The sequence below is a fragment of the Streptomyces sp. SJL17-4 genome (assembly GCF_036826855.1).
Classification (GTDB): domain Bacteria; phylum Actinomycetota; class Actinomycetes; order Streptomycetales; family Streptomycetaceae; genus Streptomyces.
Map to the genome: position 1 here is coordinate 3,009,656 of NZ_CP104578.1, position 19,537 is coordinate 3,029,192.

18 protein-coding genes are annotated in these 19,537 nt (G+C 71.8%); 14 read left to right on the plus strand and 4 right to left on the minus strand.

Annotated features, from left to right (window positions below):
• Window positions 1–41 precede the first annotated feature (41 nt).
• The gene (gene nagB, locus N5875_RS13015; RefSeq protein ID WP_338493780.1) at window positions 42–827 is read left to right on the plus strand and encodes a glucosamine-6-phosphate deaminase; all 786 of its coding nucleotides are present in this window, start codon (window positions 42–44) and stop codon (window positions 825–827) included.
• A 103-nt stretch (window positions 828–930) separates the two neighbouring features.
• Here nagB and N5875_RS13020 read toward each other — a convergent pair whose 3' ends face one another.
• From N5875_RS13020 to N5875_RS13035, 4 genes are all read right to left on the minus strand, one after another.
• On the minus strand, window positions 931–2,454 hold the full coding sequence (locus tag N5875_RS13020; RefSeq protein ID WP_338493782.1) for a glycoside hydrolase family 3 protein: 1,524 nt from the start codon (window positions 2,452–2,454) through the stop codon (window positions 931–933).
• Window positions 2,455–2,463: 9 nt separating this feature from the next.
• Window positions 2,464–3,300 (minus strand): carbohydrate ABC transporter permease, encoded by an 837-nt coding sequence (locus N5875_RS13025; RefSeq protein WP_318209240.1) that lies wholly within the window; start codon window positions 3,298–3,300, stop codon window positions 2,464–2,466.
• 26 nt (window positions 3,301–3,326) lie between these two features.
• Complete coding sequence (locus N5875_RS13030) at window positions 3,327–4,349, minus strand: sugar ABC transporter permease (protein WP_318209147.1); 1,023 nt, start codon at window positions 4,347–4,349, stop codon at window positions 3,327–3,329.
• Window positions 4,350–4,516: 167 nt separating this feature from the next.
• On the minus strand, window positions 4,517–5,812 hold the full coding sequence (locus tag N5875_RS13035; protein ID WP_318209146.1) for an extracellular solute-binding protein: 1,296 nt from the start codon (window positions 5,810–5,812) through the stop codon (window positions 4,517–4,519).
• Window positions 5,813–6,097: 285 nt separating this feature from the next.
• Here N5875_RS13035 and N5875_RS13040 point away from each other — a divergent pair, with 285 nt between their 5' ends.
• The 13 genes from N5875_RS13040 (at window position 6,098) to N5875_RS13100 (ending at window position 19,517) form a co-directional block, all read left to right on the plus strand.
• A complete protein-coding gene (locus N5875_RS13040) occupies window positions 6,098–6,862 on the plus strand; it encodes a GntR family transcriptional regulator (protein ID WP_030320859.1) in 765 nt (254 codons plus the stop codon).
• Window positions 6,863–7,276: 414 nt separating this feature from the next.
• The gene (locus N5875_RS13045) at window positions 7,277–7,486 is read left to right on the plus strand and encodes a hypothetical protein (RefSeq protein ID WP_338493788.1); all 210 of its coding nucleotides are present in this window, start codon (window positions 7,277–7,279) and stop codon (window positions 7,484–7,486) included.
• 26 nt (window positions 7,487–7,512) lie between these two features.
• Complete coding sequence (locus N5875_RS13050; protein ID WP_318209144.1) at window positions 7,513–7,791, plus strand: hypothetical protein; 279 nt, start codon at window positions 7,513–7,515, stop codon at window positions 7,789–7,791.
• Window positions 7,792–7,852: 61 nt separating this feature from the next.
• Window positions 7,853–8,962, plus strand: coding sequence for a glycosyltransferase family A protein (locus N5875_RS13055; RefSeq protein ID WP_338493790.1), 1,110 nt, complete (start codon window positions 7,853–7,855; stop codon window positions 8,960–8,962).
• Between the two features lie 43 nt (window positions 8,963–9,005).
• Window positions 9,006–9,968 carry a UbiA prenyltransferase family protein gene (locus N5875_RS13060; RefSeq protein WP_318209142.1) on the plus strand — a complete coding sequence of 321 codons (963 nt, stop codon included), beginning with the start codon at window positions 9,006–9,008 and terminating at the stop codon, window positions 9,966–9,968.
• 8 nt (window positions 9,969–9,976) lie between these two features.
• Window positions 9,977–10,957 (plus strand): lysylphosphatidylglycerol synthase domain-containing protein, encoded by a 981-nt coding sequence (locus N5875_RS13065; RefSeq protein WP_318209141.1) that lies wholly within the window; start codon window positions 9,977–9,979, stop codon window positions 10,955–10,957.
• Complete coding sequence (locus N5875_RS13070; RefSeq protein WP_338493792.1) at window positions 10,954–12,384, plus strand: aminotransferase class III-fold pyridoxal phosphate-dependent enzyme; 1,431 nt, start codon at window positions 10,954–10,956, stop codon at window positions 12,382–12,384. Before N5875_RS13065 ends, N5875_RS13070 begins: the two co-directional genes overlap by 4 nt.
• On the plus strand, window positions 12,378–13,436 hold the full coding sequence (locus N5875_RS13075; protein WP_338493795.1) for an NAD-dependent epimerase/dehydratase family protein: 1,059 nt from the start codon (window positions 12,378–12,380) through the stop codon (window positions 13,434–13,436). Before N5875_RS13070 ends, N5875_RS13075 begins: the two co-directional genes overlap by 7 nt.
• Window positions 13,437–13,448: 12 nt before the next feature.
• Window positions 13,449–14,492, plus strand: coding sequence for a glycosyltransferase family A protein (locus N5875_RS13080; RefSeq protein WP_318209138.1), 1,044 nt, complete (start codon window positions 13,449–13,451; stop codon window positions 14,490–14,492).
• On the plus strand, window positions 14,485–15,600 hold the full coding sequence (locus N5875_RS13085; RefSeq protein ID WP_338493797.1) for an endonuclease/exonuclease/phosphatase family protein: 1,116 nt from the start codon (window positions 14,485–14,487) through the stop codon (window positions 15,598–15,600). Before N5875_RS13080 ends, N5875_RS13085 begins: the two co-directional genes overlap by 8 nt.
• The gene (locus N5875_RS13090; protein WP_338493799.1) at window positions 15,597–16,586 is read left to right on the plus strand and encodes an endonuclease/exonuclease/phosphatase family protein; all 990 of its coding nucleotides are present in this window, start codon (window positions 15,597–15,599) and stop codon (window positions 16,584–16,586) included. The genes N5875_RS13085 and N5875_RS13090 overlap by 4 nt, the downstream gene beginning before the upstream one ends.
• Window positions 16,587–16,603: 17 nt before the next feature.
• Window positions 16,604–17,569, plus strand: a complete 966-nt coding sequence (locus tag N5875_RS13095) for an aldo/keto reductase (protein WP_338493801.1) — start codon at window positions 16,604–16,606, stop codon at window positions 17,567–17,569.
• Window positions 17,559–19,517: a hypothetical protein gene (locus N5875_RS13100; protein ID WP_338493803.1), complete on the plus strand. Its 1,959-nt coding sequence runs from the start codon at window positions 17,559–17,561 to the stop codon at window positions 19,515–19,517. Before N5875_RS13095 ends, N5875_RS13100 begins: the two co-directional genes overlap by 11 nt.
• The last annotated feature ends 20 nt before the right edge of the window (window positions 19,518–19,537 follow it).

Sequence of the window (19,537 nt, forward strand, 5' to 3'; positions counted from 1 at the left end):
ATGGCTCCTCACCAGCCCCTCACCAGATCGGCAGGCACAGCGTGGAAGTTGTCATCGTCAAGGACGCCAGGGCGGGCGGCGAGCTCATCGCGGACGGCATCGCCGGCCTCCTGCGCCGCAAGCCCGACGCGCTGCTCGGCGTGGCCACCGGCTCGACTCCGCTGCCCATCTACGAGGCCCTGATCGCCCAGGTCAAGGCCGGCTCCGTGGACGCCTCGCGGGCCCGGATCGCCCAGCTGGACGAGTACGTGGGACTGCCCGCCGGGCACCCGGAGTCGTACCGCTCCACCGTGCTCCGCCAGGTCGTGGAGCCGCTCGGGCTCTCCGAGGACGCCTTCATGGGTCCCGACGGCTCGGCCGCGGACGTCCTGGCGGCCTGCGAGGCCTACGACACGGCGCTCTCCGCGGCCGGCGGCGTGGACCTGCAGATCCTCGGCATCGGCACCGACGGACACATCGGCTTCAACGAGCCGTGCTCCTCGCTCGCCTCCCGCACCCGGATCAAGACGCTCACCGAGCAGACCCGCGTGGACAACGCCCGCTTCTTCGACAACGACATCGAGCAGGTCCCGCACCACGTCATCACCCAGGGCATCGGCACCATCCTGGAAGCCCGCCACCTGGTCCTGCTCGCCACCGGCGAGGGCAAGGCCGAGGCCGTGGCCCAGACCGTCGAAGGCCCCGTGGCGGCGCTCGTGCCCGCCTCCGCGCTCCAGCTGCACCCGCACGCCACGGTCGTGGTGGACGAGGCCGCCGCCTCCAAGCTGAAGCTGGCGGACTACTTCCGCCACACCTACGCGAACAAGCCCACCTGGCAGGGCATCTGAACCGCCCGGAACCCCCGTGTACGACGAAGGGGCCCGGCACCTGTTCAGGTGCCGGGCCCCTTCTCGTACGAGTGCCGGAGGCTACGAGTGCCGGAGGCGTCGGTCAGGCGCCGGTGCCGACGACGGCCTCGGCGGCCGCGCGGCCACAGACCCGGGCGGCGCCGTGCGTGGCGATGTGCAGGGCCCCGCGGGGCTCCGCCTCGTTGAGGCCCATCTCGACCACGACGGTGTCGGGGCGGGCCGCGACCAGGGCGTCCAGGGCCTCGGTCATCCACGCGTGCCGGTGGAGGTCGCGTACGACCGCCACGATCCGGCGCTCCCCCGCGGCGGCGAGGAGGGCGTCCACGGAGGAGTCCGCGTAGGAGCCGGTCTCCGTGCCGGGCAGCAGCCGCTCCAGCTCGGCGGCGATGCCCCAGGGAGTCTCGTCGCCGACCGCGAAGTTCGCGACGGGGGTGAAGGAGGCCACGTAGGGAGCGCTGGTCATCGGGGTGTACGGCCGCTCCCCCCGGGTCACCTTCAGGGCCCGGCGGGCGGCGACGAGTCCGATGTCGGTGCCGGGCGCGGTCCCCTCCTGCACTGCCGCGCCCGACACCGATTCAGCCCCCCTGGCCCGGTGCGCCTGGGTCCAGGCCGCCAGGGCGCGCACGCGCGCCGCGGCGTCGGCCAGCCGCTCCTCGGGCAGTTCACCGGTCCGTACCGCATGGACGAGCGCGTCGCGCAGCTGCAGCACGGTGTCCTCGTCGCACAGCCCGCCGCCGACGCAGATGGCGTCGGCGCCCGCGGCGATGGCGAGGACGGATCCACGCTCGATGCCGTACGTCGCCGCGACGGCCTGCATCTCCATGCCGTCGGTGACGATCAGCCCCTCGAAGCCCAGCTCCTGGCGCAGCAGACCGGTGAGGATCTGCGGGCTCAGGGTGGCCGGACGGTGCGGGTCGAGCGCGGAGAGCAGAATATGCGCGCTCATGACCGCTTTGGTACCCGCGGCGACGGCCGCTCGGAAAGGCACCAGCTCACGGGCGTGCAGTGTGGCGAGGTCCACATCGATCCGGGGCAGCGCGTCGTGGGAGTCCACGTTCGTGTCGCCGTGTCCGGGGAAGTGCTTGGTGCAGGCCGCGACCCCGACGCCCTGGAGGCCGTCGACGTACGCCACGGTGTGCCGGGCGACCAGGTCCGGGTCCGGTCCGAAAGACCGCACGCCGATGACCGGGTTCTCGGCGTTGGAGTTGACGTCGGCGGACGGCGCCCAGTTGAGGTCGACACCGCAGGCCGCGAGCCGGCGGCCGAGCTCACGGGCCACGGCCCGGGTGAGCTCGACGTCGTCGACGCTGCCCAGGGCGTAGTTGCCGGGGAACGAGGAGCCCTGCTTGACCTCCAGGCGGGTGACGTCCCCGCCCTCCTCGTCGATGGCGACGAGGACGTCGTCCCGCTCGGCCCGCAGCTGCGCGGTGAGCGCGGCGAGCTGCTCGGGGCTGACGATGTTCCGGCCGAACAGGCCGACGGACGACAGGCCCTCGCCGATGCGGCGGAGCAGCCAGTCGGGCGCCGTGGTGCCGACGAACCCGGGCTGGAGCACCGTGAGCGCGTCACGGGTCAGGGTGTCCGTGCCGTGTACGAGTGTGGTCATGGGGAGCCCTTATCCCTTCACCGCGCCGGCGGTCATGCCGCCGACGGCCTTGCGCTGGAGGAAGAGGAAGACGACGAGCACGGGAAGTGCGAAGAGCGTCGAGGCGGCCATGGTGGCGCCCCAGTCGCTGCCGAACGCGGTCTGGAACTGGGTCAGCCAGAGCGTCAGCGTCTGCGACTCCTTGTCCTTGTTCAGCATGAGGATCATGGCGAACTCGTTCCAGGCGGTGATGAAGCCGAAGAGCGAGGTCGACATCAGGCCGGGGGCGAGCAGCGGGAAGATCACCTTGCGGAACGCCTGGCCCCGGGTGCAGCCGTCGATCTGCGCGGCCTCCTCCAGCTCGACCGGGACGGCGGCGATGAAGCCGCGCAGGGTCCAGATCGTGAAGGGGAGGACCATGACGAAGTAGATGAGCGTGAGCATCGGGATGCTGTTCAGCATGTCGTTCTCACGGGAGATCATGTACATGGCGATGACCATGACCTCCCAGGGGGCCATCTGCGCCATCATCACGATGAGGACGATGCCCTTGCGCCCCTTGAACTTCATCCGGGCGATCGCGAAGCTCGCGGCCAGCGCCACGAGAAGGGCGAGCAGCACGGCGCCGATCGTCACCATGAGGCTGTTGGTGACGTACGTCCAGAACAGGTCGACCCCGGTGGCGGTCGAGTAGTTCTCGAGCGTCGGCGTGAAGACGAAGACGGGGTCCTTCGTCATGATCTCGTGCTGCGGCTTCAGCGAGGACGAGAACATCCAGTACACGGGGAAGACGAACACGACCGCGAGCACGAGGGCGGTGAGGTTCTTGGCGACCACGCCGACCGTGAGCGGCTTCCTGGTGCGCAGCTTCTGCGGAGTCTCGGTGGTGGCGCTCACAGCTCCTCCTCCTGCTTCAGGATCAGGCGGAAGTAGAAGGACATGACCGCGATGAGCATCACGATCGTCAGGATGGAGATGGCGGCGGCGACACCGTAGTGGAACTGCCCGACGCCCTCGATGTAGGCGAAGACGGGGAGCGTCTCGGAGCCGCGGTCGGGACCGCCCTGGTTCATGGCGTAGACCTGGGCGAACGCCTTGAAGATCCAGATGATCTCCAGGAACGTCGTGATCATGAAGAAGGACTTCAGGTTCGGGAAGACCACGGCCCAGAAGGTGCGCCAGCCGCTGGCGCCGTCCATCTTCGCGGCCTCGTACAGCTCGGACCCGATGGTGGTCAGGGCGGCGTACATGTTGAGGGCGACGAACGGGATGGAGCCCCAGACCAGCAGGATCATGATGATCACGAGGGTGGAGAACCCGGTCTCGAACCAGTTGTGCTGCTCGTAGCCGTCGAAGCCCAGGGTGCGCATCAGCCAGTTCACGACGCCGAACTGCTCGTCGAAGAGCCAGCGGAAGACCGTGACGGAGGCGACGATCGGCATGGCCCAGGCGAACATCAGGGCCAGCGAGAGGACCAGTCGCATCTTCTTGCCCAGGCGGTTGAGCAGCAGGCCCACGCCCGTGCCGATCGCCATGATGACCGCGACGTTGACCGCCGTGAAGACGACGCTTCGGACGACGACGGTCCAGAAGTCCGGGTCACCCAGGAGTTCGGTGTAGTTGTCGAAGCCGGTCCAGACGGTCTCGCGGGTGATGAACTCCTTCCGGTTGAGCTCCTGGAAGGAGAGGATCACATTGCGGATCAGCGGGTAGAGCAGCAGCACCGCCATGGACAGCAGGGCCGGCGCGACGAGCAGATACGGCAGCCACCCGCTGGGCAGGGAACGTCTGCCGCGCGAAGGCTTAAGGACTTCCTTCGGGCCCGAAGGGGGTGGCGGAGTCTGAGACTTCCCTGCCGCCCTCCCGGGCGCGTCCTGAGGATCGGCGGTCGCCGTCCCCTGGGAGTCCACGGTCATGGTCTTATTCCTCGCGGTTCTGGGGCTCCCGCGCCCACCGGGGCGCGGCCCGGGGGAGCGGGCCGCTGATCACTCGTGAAGCGCCGATGGTGCGGCCGGTGCGGGACCGGCCGCACCACCGGGCTACGGATTACTGCTGGTGCTGCTGGTGCTGCTGGTGCTGCTGATTACTGCTGGTTGATGCGCTCGTTGATGACCTTGTCGGCCGCTTCGCCGGCCTTCTTGGCGTCCTCGCCCTTCAGGACCTTGGTCATGAAGTCCTTGATCGGGTTCGGGGCGGTCTCGACGTTCGCCCAGCCCGGGGTCACCGGGGTGACCTTGCCGGAGGCGGAGGAGGCGGCCATGGCCTCGGCGAAGGAGCCGGCGGCCGGCTTGAACTGCGCGGAGTCGGTGTTCGGAAGCAGCGCGCCCTCGGTGGCGGCGGCGTACTTCGTCATGTACTCCTTGCCGGCGGCGAGCGCCAGCCACTCCTTCGCGAGGTCCTTGTTCTGGGAGCGCTCGGCGATGGCGAGGTTCGAGCCACCGAGGAAGACGGAGCCCGGCTTGTCGGCCGTCTTGCCCGGGATCGGGAAGTAACCGAAGTCGGCGGTCTTGCCGGCCTTCTTCATGGCGTCGATCGCGCCGCCGGCCTCCCAGCCGAGACCGATCCAGGACGCCACGCCCCCCTTGGGGACGATGTCCGTGGACTGCTGCGGGGTCGCCTCGTCCTTGTCCTTCGGAGCGGTGGAGTAGGACGCCAGCTCCTTGTAGAAGTTCATGGCGTTGACGGCCTCGGGGGAGGACAGGTTGCCCTTCCACTTCTCGCCGTCCTTGACCGCGAGGTCGCTGCCCTCGTCCCAGATGAGGCCGGCGAGGACGTACCAGGACTGGCCCGGCAGGTAGATCGCCTGCGACTTCGGGTCGGACGCCTTGAGCTTCTTCAGACCCTCGATCCACTCGGCGCGGGTCTTGGGCGGGGTGACGCCGGCCTTCTTGAAGGCGGCCTTGTCGTAGACGACGACACGGTTGGCGGCGTACCACGGGGCCGAGTAGAGCTTGCCGTCCAGCTCGTTGGAGGCGACCATGCCCTTGTTCCAGGCGTCGTAGCCCAGCGTGGCCTTGTCACCGGACAGGTCGGCGAGGCCGCCGGTCACGGCGTAGCCCGCGGTCTGCGTGTTGCCGAGCTCCAGGACGTCCGGCGGGGTGTCCTCGGAGAGCGCGGTGGTGACCTTCTCCTGGATGCCGTTCCAGATCTGCTTCTCGACCTTGACCTTGACGCCCGGGTGCTTGGCCTCGAAGGCCTTGTTCACCTCGGCCATCCACGCGTCCGGCGCGGAACCGTCCATGACCCAGACGGTCAGAGTCTTGTCGCCCCCGGCCGACGCCTTGGCGCCGTCCTTGCCCTTGTCACTCTCGGAACCGCACGCAGCGATAGAGACCATCATGCCTGCGACGCCGATCGCCGCGATGAGCTTGCGCTTCACGCCACCCTCCTCAGGGATGCCTGCAACCCCTGCCCACCGCGCGAAGACATACGTCAGGTAGTGCTCGTGGGGCTGGGACCTGGTCTTTAATGGTTTAGACCAGTACCCGGAGCTTGGCCTAGACCTTTAGGGGTGTCAAGGGTGTATAAGAAGGGCAGTCGCGTCCGTTATCGGACCGACACCTGAGGGAGGGCGACGACCCGTGACCGGTCCGTGCCACCATGTGAGCCGCGACAGACGGAGGAGCCGGTGACGGCAGCAGCACAGGAGTCGGGAAGGCAGGCAATGGCCACGGACGCGGGCAGCACGGAGTCGGAAGGCGGGACACCCACCCGTACCGCGCGCGTGCCCAAGTACTACCGACTGAAGCGGCATTTGCTCGACATGACGGAGACCCTGCCGCCCGGCACGCCGGTCCCTCCGGAGCGCACCCTCGCCGCCGAGTTCGACACCTCGCGCACCACGGTGCGCCAGGCCCTCCAGGAGCTGGTCGTCGAGGGCCGCCTGGAGCGCATCCAGGGCAAGGGCACGTTCGTGGCCAAGCCCAAGGTCTCCCAGGCGCTGCAACTCACCTCGTACACCGAGGACATGCGCGCCCAGGGCCTGGAGCCCACCTCGCAGCTCCTCGACATCGGCTACGTCACCGCCGACGACACGCTCGCCGGACTGCTCGACATCTCGGCCGGCGGGCGGGTGCTCCGCATCGAGCGGCTGCGCCTCGCGAGCGGCGAGCCGATGGCGATCGAAACCACCCATCTCTCCGCGAAGCGCTTCCCCGCGCTGCGTCGTTCGCTTGTGAAGTACACCTCGTTGTACACCGCCCTCGCCGAGGTGTACGACGTGCACCTCGCCGAGGCCGAGGAGACCATCGAGACCTCACTCGCCACCCCGCGCGAGGCCGGTCTGCTCGGCACGGACGTGGGCCTGCCGATGCTGATGCTCTCCCGCCACTCGCTGGACGCCGAGGGTGAGCCGGTCGAGTGGGTACGGTCGGTCTACCGCGGCGACCGGTACAAGTTCGTGGCACGCCTCAAGCGCCCCAACGGCTGATTCCTTTCGCAGGGCCCGAACGGCCGCACCCCACCGGGTGCGGCCGTTCGTCGTTTCCGGAGGCCGTACGCGAGACCCCGAGACCGTTCGTCGTTTCCGGAGGCCGTACGCGAGACCCCGAGACCGTTCGTCGTTTCCGGAGGCCGTACGACGAGATGACGGCCACCCGGCACCTTCCGCCTGGCAGGAACGTGACGCCGCCCGGAAACCCCCTGATCAGCGGCGCGCGACGGCCGCACGTACGGACTGGCTCCTAACGGCCACGCACTTGGCGCCAGCCGTTTTCCGGTGACACGGCACCCCCGGCGGGCCAGTCTTGGACCTGTCGGAGCCGCCCGGAACAGCCCGGGAGCGGCACCGGGGAGACCCGCCCCCGACATTCCTCGTCCGCATCGCCAGGAAGGCAGTTCCGCCATGCTCAGCAGCGCCCGTTTCGCCGCTTTCGCCCGCGTTCAGATCCGCCCCGTCCTCGCCCTGCTCGTCCCCGCCGGGGCCGCGCTGACCCTCGTCCTGGCGGCGGAGCCGGCCTCCGCGGGAGCCGCTCCGGTCCTCGCCGACGACGCCCCGGTCGCCGCCACGACGGCGCAGACCACCGACGGCGACAACGGCTTCTCCTGGGGCTGATCGTCATCTACCTCGTCGGCATCTCGATGAGGGCGACGGACGACGACCCCGCCCCGGACACCGACCCCCCACCGGACCCGTCCGCCGCACTCCTCGTCGAGACGCTGCACCGCGTCGCCCGTCCGCAGGACCGCTTCGAGTCCGCACGGGCACTGGTTCTCGACCGGACGATCCGCCTGGCCCTGTACATCCGGGGCCCCGACGAGATCGAAGCCGTGGGCCACGCGCTCCAGCTCTGCCGGCGCCTCCTCGGCCACTCCCCCGAGCTCTCCCGCCACCGCATCGCGGACTTCCGGCTGCTCTGAAGCGCCCCACACGCCGCAGTCCCCGACCGCCCTCCCCCGACCGCCCTCCCAAGGAACCCCCATGCCCAGGGCTCGTCCCAGCGTGTCCGTCGTCATCCCCAACTACAACTACGAGAAGACCCTCCACGCCTGTCTGACCTCGGTCTTCGCCCAGACCCACGCCCCGCTCGACGTCATCGTCGTCGACGACGCGAGCACCGACAGGTCCCGGGACATCGCCCGGGAGTTCGACGTCGTCCTGATCGCCAACCCCCACAACAGCGGGGTGTCCGCCGCCCGGAACCTCGGGGCCGCCGCCGCCCGCGGCGAGATCCTCTTCTTCCTCGACTCGGACACGGCCCTCCACCCCGAGGCCCTCGCGAACGCCGCCGACCTGCTCCGGGACGATCCCGGTCTCGGCTGCGTCCACGGGGTGCTCGACCCCGAACCGCTCTTCGACGACGGGCCCGTGGAGCGCTACCACGCCCTGCACGCCCACTTCTGGCGCCGCCGCGCCGTCGGCGAGGTCCGCACCGCGTTCTTCGCCCTCGGCGCGATCCGCAAGGAGGTCTTCGAGGCGACCGGGCCGTTCGACGAGAACCTCCGGGACTCGGAGGACGTCGAGTACAGCGGCCGGCTCGTCCGGACCCACCGGATCGTGATGACGGAGGCGATCCGCGGCCGGCACGACGACGTCGACCGGCTCGGGGCGATGCTCCGCGAGCAGTACCGGCGTTCGCAGCTGCTCATCGCGGCGCTCGGGCAGCTGCGGGAGGGCGGTCTCACCGCCAACCGGCCGCTCGGCGTCCTCGCCGCCGCACTCACCCTCCCCACCCTCCTCCTCGCCCTCCCCACTCTCCTCCTCGGTCTGCTCACCCCGTGGCTGCTGCTCGTGCCCGCCCTGTGCGCGCTGGTCTTCGCCTGCGCCGATCCGGGCCTGAGCCGCTTCGCGCTGCGGACCCGCGGTGCGGGCTTCCTCCTCTACTTCACCGCCGTCCACTTCGTGCTGCACCAGGCGATCGTGCTCGGCGCGGCCCGCGGCGCCGTCCGCTGGCTCACCGAGCCGGACTTCGGGCCCAGCGTGCGCCGCGGTGGGAAGGCCCTCCCGGCGGACCGCGCCCGAGCCACCGCCTCCGCCGCTTCCCCCTCCCCCTCCCCGTCCCCCTCCCCCACCTCCGCCTCCACCGGATGACCGCCGCCCACCCCCGTACGCCCCTCCCCCCAGGAGTCCGTTCATGGCCACGCCCACGCTCACCGGCCGACAGGCGCCGCCGGCCCGCCCGCCGGCCTCCCGCCCTCCCAGTCGGCTCGCCGACCTCACCTCCCTCGTCCGGCCCCACCAGTGGACGAAGAACCTGGTCGTCGTCCCCCTCGGCCTGCTCGGCGCACCCCACCTCGACCGTGCCGCGCTCGGCGGAGCGCTCGCCGCGATCGGTGTCTTCACCCTCGCGTCCGCGCTGATCTACCTGGTCAACGACCTCGGCGACCGGGACCGGGACCGCCGCCACCCGGAGAAGCGGCACCGGCCGATCGCCGCCGGCCGGATCGGCGTCGCGACCGCCGTGTCCTTCGCCGCCGCCCTCGCCGTCCTCCTCGCGGCGACGGTCGGTCTCACGGTGCTCACCGGGACGGCCTCGCTCCTCGACTGGTGGCCGGTCGCCGCGTACGTCGCGCTGAACGCCGCGTACAGCAAGGGGCTCAAGCACGTCCCGCTCCTCGACGTCTTCATCGTCGCCCTCGGTTTCGTCCTGCGGCTGGCCCAGGGCTGCCTGGCCTCGGGCAACCCCGTGCCGAGCTGGCTCACCCTCTGTGTCTTCTCCCTCTGTCTGCTGCTGATCCTGGGCAAGCGGCGCCACGAGATGGCGGTCGGCGGGGTGCTGCACCGGCCCGCGCTGCGCGGCTACACCCTCGGCTTCCTCGACCAGCTGCTCGCCTTCACCGCGGTGCTCACGGCGGTCAGTTACGTCCTCCAGGTGCAGGGCAGCCCGGTCTTCGGCCCGCACGGGCCGCTGGTCGCGGTGCTCACCGCCCCGTTCGCGCTCTTCGGCCTCGCCCGCTACCTCCAGCTGCTCGTGGTCGACGCGGGTGGCGGCAATCCCTCGCGGGCGCTGTTCAGCGACCGGATGACCGTCTCCAACGCCCTGCTCTGGTCGGCGCTGCTTGCCGGCGCGTGGCCGCTGAGCCACCTCGGATCCTGAGGCCGGTCATGACCACCGCCGCCCCTGCCGCCCCACCGGTCGCGCCCCCTGCGGCAAAGCCCCCGCGCGGCCGTCTCCGCCGCGCCCTCCCCGTCCTCTTCCCGCTCGCCGTCGTCACCGGCATCGGCTTCGCCCTGTACGGCCGGGCCGGCGAGCTCGCCGCCCTCGTCCTGCGGCCCGACTCCGTCCCGTACCTCCTCGCGGCCCTGGTCGCCAACGCCCTCGCCGTCCTGCTCTCCATGACCACCTGGCGGACCCTCCTCGCCGACCTCGGCCCCGGGATTCCCGGCCGGACCGCCACCCGGATCTACTTCACCTCCTACCTCGGCAAGTACGTGCCGGGGGCCGTCTGGGGCGTCCTCGCCCAGCTGCGGATGGGCGGTGCGGCGGGGGTGTCCGCGCCGGTCGTGCTCGCCGTCTTCCTGCTGAACCTGATCGTGGCCGTCCTCACCGGCCTGGCCGTCGGCCCGCTCGCCGCGCCCTGGACGATCGGCGCCGAGGCCTGGTGGCTGGTCCTGCCGGGCGCGGTCACCGTCGCCTGGGCCGTACGGCCCGGACTGCTGCACCACCTGGCGGCGTTCGCCGCCCGGCTCGCCCGTCGGCCGGCGCCCGCCACCCGGGCGAGCGACCGGGGCATGCGGCGGGCCCTCGCCTCGGCCACCGCCTCCTGGGCGGTGGGCGGACTGCACCTCTGGGCGCTCGCCGTGATGCTCGGCGCCCCGCCGCTGACCGCGCTGCCGGTCTGCGTGGGCGGCTTCGCCCTGGCCACCGCCGCCGCCAGCCTCGTGGTGGTGCTTCCGGACGGCTGGGGCGCCCGCGAGGCCCTGCTGCTCCTGGCGCTGACCGCCGTACTGCCCTGGCAGGAGGCGACCGCCGTCGCCGTCGCCAGCCGGGTGGTCTGCACCCTCAGCGAGGTCCTCGTCGGAGGCACCGCGCTCCTCCTCACCCTCCCCCGCCGCTCCCCCACCGACCCGAAGGAACGGACATGACCGCCCTCTACTCCGTCGACGACTGCGAGTCGCTGACGACGAAGCAGGTCCACGGCCTGTACAAGGACCACGTCAACAAGAGCCAGGTCTCCCTGATGACCTCCTTCGGCTTCGGCCAGGAGCTCGTCGAGAGCGCCGAGGGCGTCTGGATCACCCAGCGCGACGGCCGCCGCGTGCTCGACTTCACCGGTGGTGTCGGGGTCCTCAACCACGGCCACAACCACCCCCGGATCCTCGCCGCCCGGCAGCGCTTCCAGGAGCGGAAGAGCATGGAGGTCCACAAGACCTACTTCTCGCCGTACGTCGCCGCCCTCGGTCACAACCTCGCGGAGCTGCTGCCCGGCGACCTGAACATGTCGTTCTTCCCCAACTCCGGTGCGGAGGCGGTCGAGGGCGCGGTCAAGCTGGCGTACAAGTACCACGGCGGCCGGCGCTCCCGGGTGCTGCGGGCCGACATCTCCTTCCACGGCAAGCTGCTCGGCTCGGGCAGCCTGACCGGCCAGAACCAGTCCGGCTTCCAGTTCCCCGGCATCCCCGGCGTGGAGATCTTCCGGTACGGCGACCTGGCCTCGGTCCGGCGGCTCGTCGCCTCACTCCGCACCGAGAAGGGCGAGTCGGACGTCTACGCGATCCTCATCGAGCCGCTGTCGGCGTCGACGATGAACGAGTGCTCGGAGGAGTTCCTGCGCGGACTGCGGGAGTTGTGCACCGCCGAGAACATCGTGCTGCTCTTCGACGAGATCTACACCGGCTGGGGCAAGACGGGCACCCTCTTCCACTTCATGCGGTACGAGGGGCTCGTCCCCGACATCCTCACCACCTCGAAGTCCTTCGGCGGCGGCAAGTCCTCCATCTCCGCGTTCGTCGCCCGCGAGCCGGTCTTCCGCAAGGCCTACGACAACCTCACGGACGCCCTCCTCCAGTCGACGTCCACCACCTACTACGGCTTCGGCGAGGAGGCGGTCACCGCCATCGAGGCCGTCAACGTGGCCGTCGAGGACGACTATCCGGCCCGCGCCCGGGACATCGAGCGGATCCTCGCCCCCGGTCTGGAGCGGATCGCCAAGGAGTACCCGGACGTGGTGGCCGAGGTCCGTGGCCACGGCGCGCTCCACGGGGTCTTCCTGCACAAGGGCCCCAAGATCCTGGAGCTGGTGACGAAGCTGGTGCCGGGCGCGATGACGAAGGACCCGCGCTTCCGCACCAAGCTCATCACCTCGTCGGTGGTCAACGCCCTCTACCGGGACCACGGCATCTACACGTACTACACGCTCAACGGTGACAACCCGCTGATGGTCGCCCCCTCGCTGGTCGCCGAGCCGCACGAGGTCGAGTTCTTCCTGGACTGCCTCGACAAGACCCTCGCCCAGGGTCTGCCCCGTCTGCTCACCCGTTTCGTCAAGGAGAAGGTGTCGTCGCTGTGGTAGAGCGCATCGTGGTGACCGGCGGTGCCGGCATGCTCGGTTCGACGCTGATCGACCGGCTCCTCGGGGACGGCCGCCAGGTGCACTGCGTGGACCTGCGGGCCCCGCGTACGGAGCACGAGAACCTCACGCACACCGTCTCGGACGTCCGGGACGCGGTCGCGATGAAGCGGGTCACGGCGGACGCGGACGTGGTGGTGCACTGCGCCGCCGCCCTGCCCAGCTATCCGGCCGACATGATCCGCTCGGTGATCGTCGGCGGTACGGAGGCGGTCCTGACGGCCGCCGAGGCGAACGCCGTGCCCCGGGTCGTGCACATCTCCTCGACCGCCGTGTACGGCCTGCCGAAGGTGGTGCCCACGCCGGAGGAGTATCCGCGCGAGCCGGTCGACACGTACAGCGCCGCCAAGGCGGAGGCCGAGGAGGTCGCCGAGCGGTTCCGGGGCCGGGAGATGTGCGTGCCGGTCCTGCGGCCCAAGACCTTCCTCGGGCCGGGCCGGATGGGGCTCTTCGCGATGCTCTTCGAGTGGGCGGAGGAGGGCCGGAACTTCCCGGTCCTGGGCCGGGGCGACGTCCGCATCCAGATGTTCGACGTGGACGACCTGGTCGACGCGGTCGTGACCGCGATGGACGCGCCGGCCGAGCGGGCCGACGACACGTTCAACCTGGGAGCGACGTCGTTCGGCACGATACGCGAGGACTTCCAGGCCGTCCTGGACGCCGCCGGCCACGGCAAGCGGGTCCGCTCGATGCCCACCAAGCCGGCGCTCGCCGCGCTCAGCCTGCTCCAGCGCTCCGGACTCTCCCCGGTGTACGGCCGTCTGCTGCACAAGCTCCTCGACGACAGCTTCGTCTCCACCGACAAGGCCCGCGACGTCCTCGGCTTCCGGCCCAAGTACTCCAACCAGGACGCGATCCTGCGCACCTTCGCCTGGTGGCGCGAGCAGCGCCGGACCGCGCCCCCGGCGAGCAGGAGCCGGGGCAAGGGCCAGGGCGTCACCAGTGTCGAACCGTGGCGGCAGGGGGCCCTCTCCCTCGCCAAGGTCCTTTTCTAGGAGAACCCGATCATGTCCGTTCCGCTGGTCTCCGTCATCGTCCCCAACTACAACTACGGCCGCTCGATCGGCCTGTGCGTCGAGGCCGCCCTCGCCCAGACGTACCCGAACATCGAGGTCCTCGTCGTCGACGACTGCTCCACCGACGACTCCGCCGCGATCGCCGCCGCGGCCGGCGCCCGGGTGGTCTCCACCGGCGTCAACAGCGGGGTCGCGGTCGCCCGCAACCTCGGCGCCGAACTGTCCTCCGGCGAGATCCTGGTCTTCCTCGACTCCGACGTCGCCATGCACCCCGACGCCGTCGCCAAGTCCGTCGAACTGCTCGGCTCCGGACAGGGGTACGGGGCGATCTGCGGCACCTACGAACCCGAACCGCTCATCCGCGACAGCCTGATCGAGGAGTACCGCTCGCTCCAGCAGTACTACCTGCTGCTGAAGTCGGAGGGCGTCATCGACACCGTCCACACCGCGATCCTGGCGATCCCCCGGCGGGTCTTCGACGAGGTGGGACCGTTCAACCCGATCCTGCGGCACACCGAGGACCAGGACTACGGGCGCCGCATCTCGGAGCGGTACACGGTGCTCAGCTCCCTGGAGGTGCGCGGCCGGCACGACCACGACGACACGGTGCGGATCGTCCTCGACAAGGTGTTCGCGCGCGCCCGGCTCGCCGTCCCGCTCATCCTCGGCAGACGGCACCTCCAGGGCGGCTTCGTCACCGGCCCGCGCGCCGGGGCCAGCCTCGCCGCGCCCCTGACGGTGGCCGCGCTCGCCGCGCCGCCGCTGTGGGGAGCGGTGTGGGCGCTGCTGCCGCTCGCCCTGTTCGCCCTCGGTGTGTGGGGCGATCTGGACATGTACCGGGAGGTGCGGCGGCACCGGGGGCGGCTGTTCCTCGGGTACTTCGTGGCCGTCAACTTCCTGGTGAACCTGACGGTGTTCGTGGCGATCGGGGTGGCGGGCGTGCAGTGGCTCTGCTCGAAGCGGTTCCGGCACCTGTACGACCCGCAGCCCCGGCCGGACATCGCCGCGGCGACCGTGGGGTCCTCCCGTGGCTGACACGCTCGCGCCCATGGAGACCGTGGCGGTACGGGTCTCCCCCGCCCGCCGCCGGAACCGTCTCGTCCTCGGCGCGGCCCTCGCCTGGCTGCTCCTCCTCCTCGTCGAGTGGGCGGCGGACGGCCGGATCTGGCTCGGGCATCTGGTGGGCATCGTCCCCCCGGCGGCCTTCGCCCTGGTCCCGCTGCTGCTCGCCGCGCTCGCCCCGCTCGCCCGGGGCGCCGCCCGGTGGCGGAGCCTCGCCGCCGCCGCGCTCGCCCTGATCGTGGGCTTCGGGCAGTCGGGCTTCGACCCGGCGGCGCTGTGGCGGTCGGAGCCGAGGCCCGGCCCGGACTCCGTACGGGTCTTCGCCTGGAACACCAACTCGTGGAACCAGCTCCTCGGCACCCAGGACCACTTCTACGCCTTCCTGAAGGCGAAGGACGCGGACGTCTATCTGCTGCACGAGTACCAGCACGTGACCGCCGACCGTAAGGGCAAGCTGCCCATCGACGACCTGGCGCGGCTGCGCCGGGAGTTCCCCGGCCACGAGCTGGCGGTCCGGGGCGAGCTGGTGACGCTCTCCCGCTTCCCGATCCTGCGGCAGCCGGCCGTGGGCCCGGCCGGTGACCTGCCGCCGGGCGCGGACTGGCAGGCGGAGTACCGGGAGAACAAGGTGCTGCGGACGGATGTGCAGGTCAGGGGCCGGACGGTGTCGTTCTACAACGTGCACATGCCGGTGTGGAACAGCATGCCGGACGGGCTGCTCTCCGCCGCCTTCTACCGCCACATGCGCGAGCGGTTCGCCCCGCGCGAGGCGCAGTACGCCGGCCTGGAGGCGGACCTCGCGGCCAACCGCAACCCGGTCGTCGTGGCCGGCGACTTCAACGCGACGGCCGCCATGTCCGACCTCGGCCCGCTGCGGGAGCGCCTCGACGACGCGGCCGACGTGAGCACCGACCCGTACCCCACGAGCTGGGAGGAGGGCGGCTGGAAGCCCTTCTGGCGGACCGACTGGGCGTTCACGGGAAACGGGGCGAAGGCCGAGCGCTACGAGTTCAACGAGCCCGAGAAGCTCTCCGACCACGCGGTGCAGGACCTGTGGGTGTCCCTGCCGGGGAACGGGTGACCTACGTGCTGCTGTCCTGCGCCCTGGTCTGGGCGGCGTTCCTCGCCCTGCACCTCGCCCTGAACGGGCGCTGGTGGCCCTGGCTCGCGGTCTCCCTGCTGCCGCCGCTCGCCTTCGCCGCCGTCCCGCTCGCCCTGCTCGCGGCCGCCGCGGTCACCGGCGGGCGGGCGGCGGGGGCGCTCGCCACGGGCTGTCTGCTCGCGGGCTGGACGCAGAACGGGATCAACCTGCGGGCGCTGCACCGCCGTTCGGAGGTCGCGGAGGGGCTGCGGCTCGTCTCCTGGAACACTCAGCACTGGAACCAGGGCGGCGACCCGGACCGCTTCTACGCCTTTCTGCGCTCCCTCTCGGCGGACGTCTACGTCCTCCAGGAGTACCTGAACGGGTTCGAGGGCGGCGAGGTCTGGGACATCGACGACGAGAAGCGGATCCGGGCGGCGTTCCCCGAGCACCATCTGGCCGTCGGCAACAACTCCGTGACGCTGTCCCGGTTCCCGCCCGCCGGCCCGCCCGTGCCGGTCGGCGCCTGCTCGCTCCGGGTGGACCTGCGGGTCGGGGACGGCATCCTGTCCACGTACAACGTCCACATCCCCGTGCAGCTGACCGTGATGAACCCGCTGCGGCCGGCGTTCCTCCGGGACATGCGGCGCCGGGCCGCCGCACGTGACCGGGAGTACGCGGCGCTCCTCGCCGACCTGCGGGGCAACCCGCACCCGGTCCTGGTGACCGGCGACTTCAACACGAGCGCCGCCATCGGCGACATCCGCCGGGTGCGGCGGGCGTCCCGCCCGCTGCGTGACGCGATCGGGGCCTGCCGCTCGCTCTGTCCCGCCAGTTGGAACGCCCGCGCGCGGCTGCGGCTGTGGCGGATCGACTGGACGTTCACCGGTGGCGGCGCCCGGGTCGGCTCGTACCGCTTCCGTGACGCGGAGGGCCTCTCGGACCACCTGGTCCAGGAGCTGACCGTCACCACCCCCCACGTATGAGAGAGAGGGAAGAACCGATGGAGTACACCAACCTGGGCGGCCCCGAGGGCCCCCGTGTGAGCACCCTGTGCCTGGGCACCCTGCCGTTCGGCACCCGGATCGACGAGGCCGCCGCCTTCGCCGTCCTCGACCGCTTCCACGAGGCCGGCGGCACCTTCATCGACACCGCCAACACCTACGCCTTCTGGGAGCCGGGCGCGACCGGCGCCGAGAGCGAGCTGCTGATCGGGCGCTGGCTGCGCAGCCGGGGCGTCCGGGACGAGATGGTGCTCGCCACCAAGGTCGGCGCACTGCCGGACCCGCCCGGTTCGGCCTGGCCGGAGTGCGCGGAGGGGCTCTCGGCCCCGGTGCTGCGCCGCCAGGTGGAGGAGAGCCTGCGGAACCTGGGCACCGACCGGATCGATCTCTACTACGCGCACATCGACGACCGGCGGACTCCGGTCGCCGAGACCATGGGTGCCTTCGGCGAGCTGGAGGACACCGGGAAGATCGGCCGGGCCGGCTGCTCCAACTTCGCGGCCTGGCGGATCGAGGAGTCGCGGGGCGCGGCGGTCGCCGCCGGGGTGCCGGACTACGCGGCCGTTCAGCAGCGGTACACCTATCTGCGGCCGCGCCCCGGCGCGGAGTTCGGGGTGAACCCGCACGCCTCGGAGGAGCTGCTCGACTATCTGGGGACGCGTCCGGAGCTGACGTTCACGGCCTATACGACCCAGCTGACGGGGGCGTACACCGATGCGGGCAAGGAGGTGCCGGAGCAGTACCGGCACGAGGGTTCGGAGCGGCGCCTCAAGGTTCTCGCGGAGGTCGCGGCGGAGCTGGGCGTGACCGCCAACCAGGTGGTTCTGGCCTGGGCGTTGGGCGGCGAGCCGGCCGTACTCCCGGTGATCGGGGCGAGTTCGACGGCGCAGCTGGACGAGACGCTCGGCGCGGTGGGGCTGCGCCTGGACGACGCGCTCAGGAAGCGGCTCGACGATGTCGACTGAACGGGTCGTGAGGATACGCGAGTTCGCGCTGCGCCACCGGGTGGCCGTGGGGGTGGTCTGGCTGCTGGTGCTGCTGCTCGGTGGCGCGGTGGCGGTGCTGGGCCTCGGCCGGCTCGACCAGTCGTTCACCGCGTCCGGCGGGTCCGGTCACCGCGCGAACCAGGCGATCCAGGAGCGGTACGGGAACGGGGCGGCCGTCGCCCCGCTGGTCGCCGTCGCGACCTGGCCCGCTGCCACGGACGTACGCGCTCCGGGCGCGGCCGGGCGGTTCGCGGCCGAGGTCGGACGCGCGGCGGGCCCGGGCGCGCGGACGGTCTCGTACGCGGGCACCGGGGACGAGGGGTTCCTGGGCGGGGACGGCCGCACGGTGTACGCGCTGGTCTATCCGGGCGCCGGAGAGCCGGACCTCGCGGGGCTCGCGGTCGTCGAGGAGGCGGCGGGCACCCTGCGCGCGGGGCTCCGGTCGGCGCTGCCGGAGGCCCGGGTCGAGGTGACCGGTGTGCTCCCGCTCCAGCACGACAGCGCGGTGGCGGGGCCGGGCGCGGTGGCCCTCGTGGTGAAGGCGGCGTGCGCGCTGGGGCTGCTGGTGCTGCTGGCCCTGGCGTTCCGCTCGCCGCTCGGGGTCCTGGCGCCCCTGCTGCTCGCCGGGGTGACCTCGGTGGGGGCGCTGGTCCTGGTGGAGGCGGTGGCCGGGTTCACCGAGATCAGTTTCATCGTGGTCTACCTGGTGCCGGTCACGGCCCTGGTGCTCTCGGTGCACCGCTGGGCGCAGCCGCCGGAGTCCGCTGCCCGGTCGGCGGTGGCGGCCGGGGCGGCGGGGGCGGCGGCCTGTGCGGTCCTTGCGCTCTTCCCGGCGGCGTTCCTCCGCTCGGTCGGTCTCGCGGGGCTCGCGGTGTGGACGGTGGGCACGGCGGCGGCCCTGACCCTGGCGCCGGTGCTCCGCTCGGTGGCGACGCGGACGACGCCGGTGGCGAGGGTGACGCGGACGGCGCGGACGGCGCGGACGGCGCGGACGGCGGGTACGAAGCCGGTACGGGCCGGACGGCGGCCCCGCCCGATTGCTGCGGCGGTCGGCCTGACCCTCCTCGTCCTGCTCGCCGGCGCGGCCACCCAGCTGCGGGTGGGCAATCCGGAGGCGCACGCCCTGGTGTCGAGCGGCCCGGCCCGCGACGGTCTCGACCGGCTCGCGGCGGCCGGGGTGCCGTCGGGGGTCCTGAACCCGCTGGAGGTCCTGGTCCCCGAGGGCGCGGACGCGGAGGCCGTGGCCGCGCGGGCGGCCCGGGTCCCGGGGGTGCTGCTCGCGGCGGCGCCGCGCGCCGACGCGTGGCGCCGCGACGGTTCGGCCGTGGTCGTGGTCGTACCGGAGGAGGAGCCGATGACGGCGGCGGGCGCGGCCACGGTGACGGCACTGCGCTCTGCGCTGTCACAGGGCCCGACGCCGGTCGGCGGCTCGGGCGTGGTCGACCGCGATCTCGTGGACGGCGTCTACGGTCTCCTTCCCTTCGCGATCCCGGCGGCCGCCCTCGCCGCCTTCCTCGCCCTCGCCGTCCTCACCACGGCGGGCGCGGCGGTCCGGGCCGTGTTCCACGCCCTCCTTGCCTCCGTCGCTTCGACGGGCGCGCTCACCGCCCTGTGGCAGTGGGGCCCGCCCGGCGCCGGGGCCGTCACCGGCTGGGTCCCCCTCGTCGTCGGCGCCTTCGCGTTCTGCGTGTCGCTCGACCGCTCGGTGGCGTCGGCGGTGGGCGGGCGCCCGTGGGCGGGGCACGTGGCGGCGGGCGCGGGCGCGCTCGCGGTGCTCGCGGTCGGGATCGGTCCACAGGTCGAACTGGCCTTGCTGGTATCGGGGTTCGCGATGGCGGCGGTGTTCGACGCACTGGCCGGCCACCCCCGCACCCGGCCCGTGCCCCCCGTCCGTCCCGTACAGCGGAATTCATTCCAATTGGTCTAGACCTAGACGGCTCCTCCTGC

What these genes read in the sequence shown, in the direction of transcription:
- N5875_RS13020 (WP_338493782.1), bottom strand. Translation starts at nt 2,454, where the DNA reads ATGACCACACTCGTACACGGCACGGACACCCTGACCCGTGACGCGCTC.
- N5875_RS13030 (WP_318209147.1), bottom strand. Translation starts at nt 4,349, where the DNA reads ATGACCGTGGACTCCCAGGGGACGGCGACCGCCGATCCTCAGGACGCG.
- N5875_RS13040 (WP_030320859.1), top strand. Translation starts at nt 6,098, where the DNA reads ATGGCCACGGACGCGGGCAGCACGGAGTCGGAAGGCGGGACACCCACC.
- N5875_RS13045 (WP_338493788.1), top strand. Translation starts at nt 7,277, where the DNA reads ATGCTCAGCAGCGCCCGTTTCGCCGCTTTCGCCCGCGTTCAGATCCGC.
- N5875_RS13050 (WP_318209144.1), top strand. Translation starts at nt 7,513, where the DNA reads ATGAGGGCGACGGACGACGACCCCGCCCCGGACACCGACCCCCCACCG.
- N5875_RS13055 (WP_338493790.1), top strand. Translation starts at nt 7,853, where the DNA reads ATGCCCAGGGCTCGTCCCAGCGTGTCCGTCGTCATCCCCAACTACAAC.
- N5875_RS13060 (WP_318209142.1), top strand. Translation starts at nt 9,006, where the DNA reads ATGGCCACGCCCACGCTCACCGGCCGACAGGCGCCGCCGGCCCGCCCG.
- N5875_RS13065 (WP_318209141.1), top strand. Translation starts at nt 9,977, where the DNA reads ATGACCACCGCCGCCCCTGCCGCCCCACCGGTCGCGCCCCCTGCGGCA.
- N5875_RS13070 (WP_338493792.1), top strand. Translation starts at nt 10,954, where the DNA reads ATGACCGCCCTCTACTCCGTCGACGACTGCGAGTCGCTGACGACGAAG.
- N5875_RS13080 (WP_318209138.1), top strand. Translation starts at nt 13,449, where the DNA reads ATGTCCGTTCCGCTGGTCTCCGTCATCGTCCCCAACTACAACTACGGC.
- N5875_RS13095 (WP_338493801.1), top strand. Translation starts at nt 16,604, where the DNA reads ATGGAGTACACCAACCTGGGCGGCCCCGAGGGCCCCCGTGTGAGCACC.
- N5875_RS13100 (WP_338493803.1), top strand. Translation starts at nt 17,559, where the DNA reads ATGTCGACTGAACGGGTCGTGAGGATACGCGAGTTCGCGCTGCGCCAC.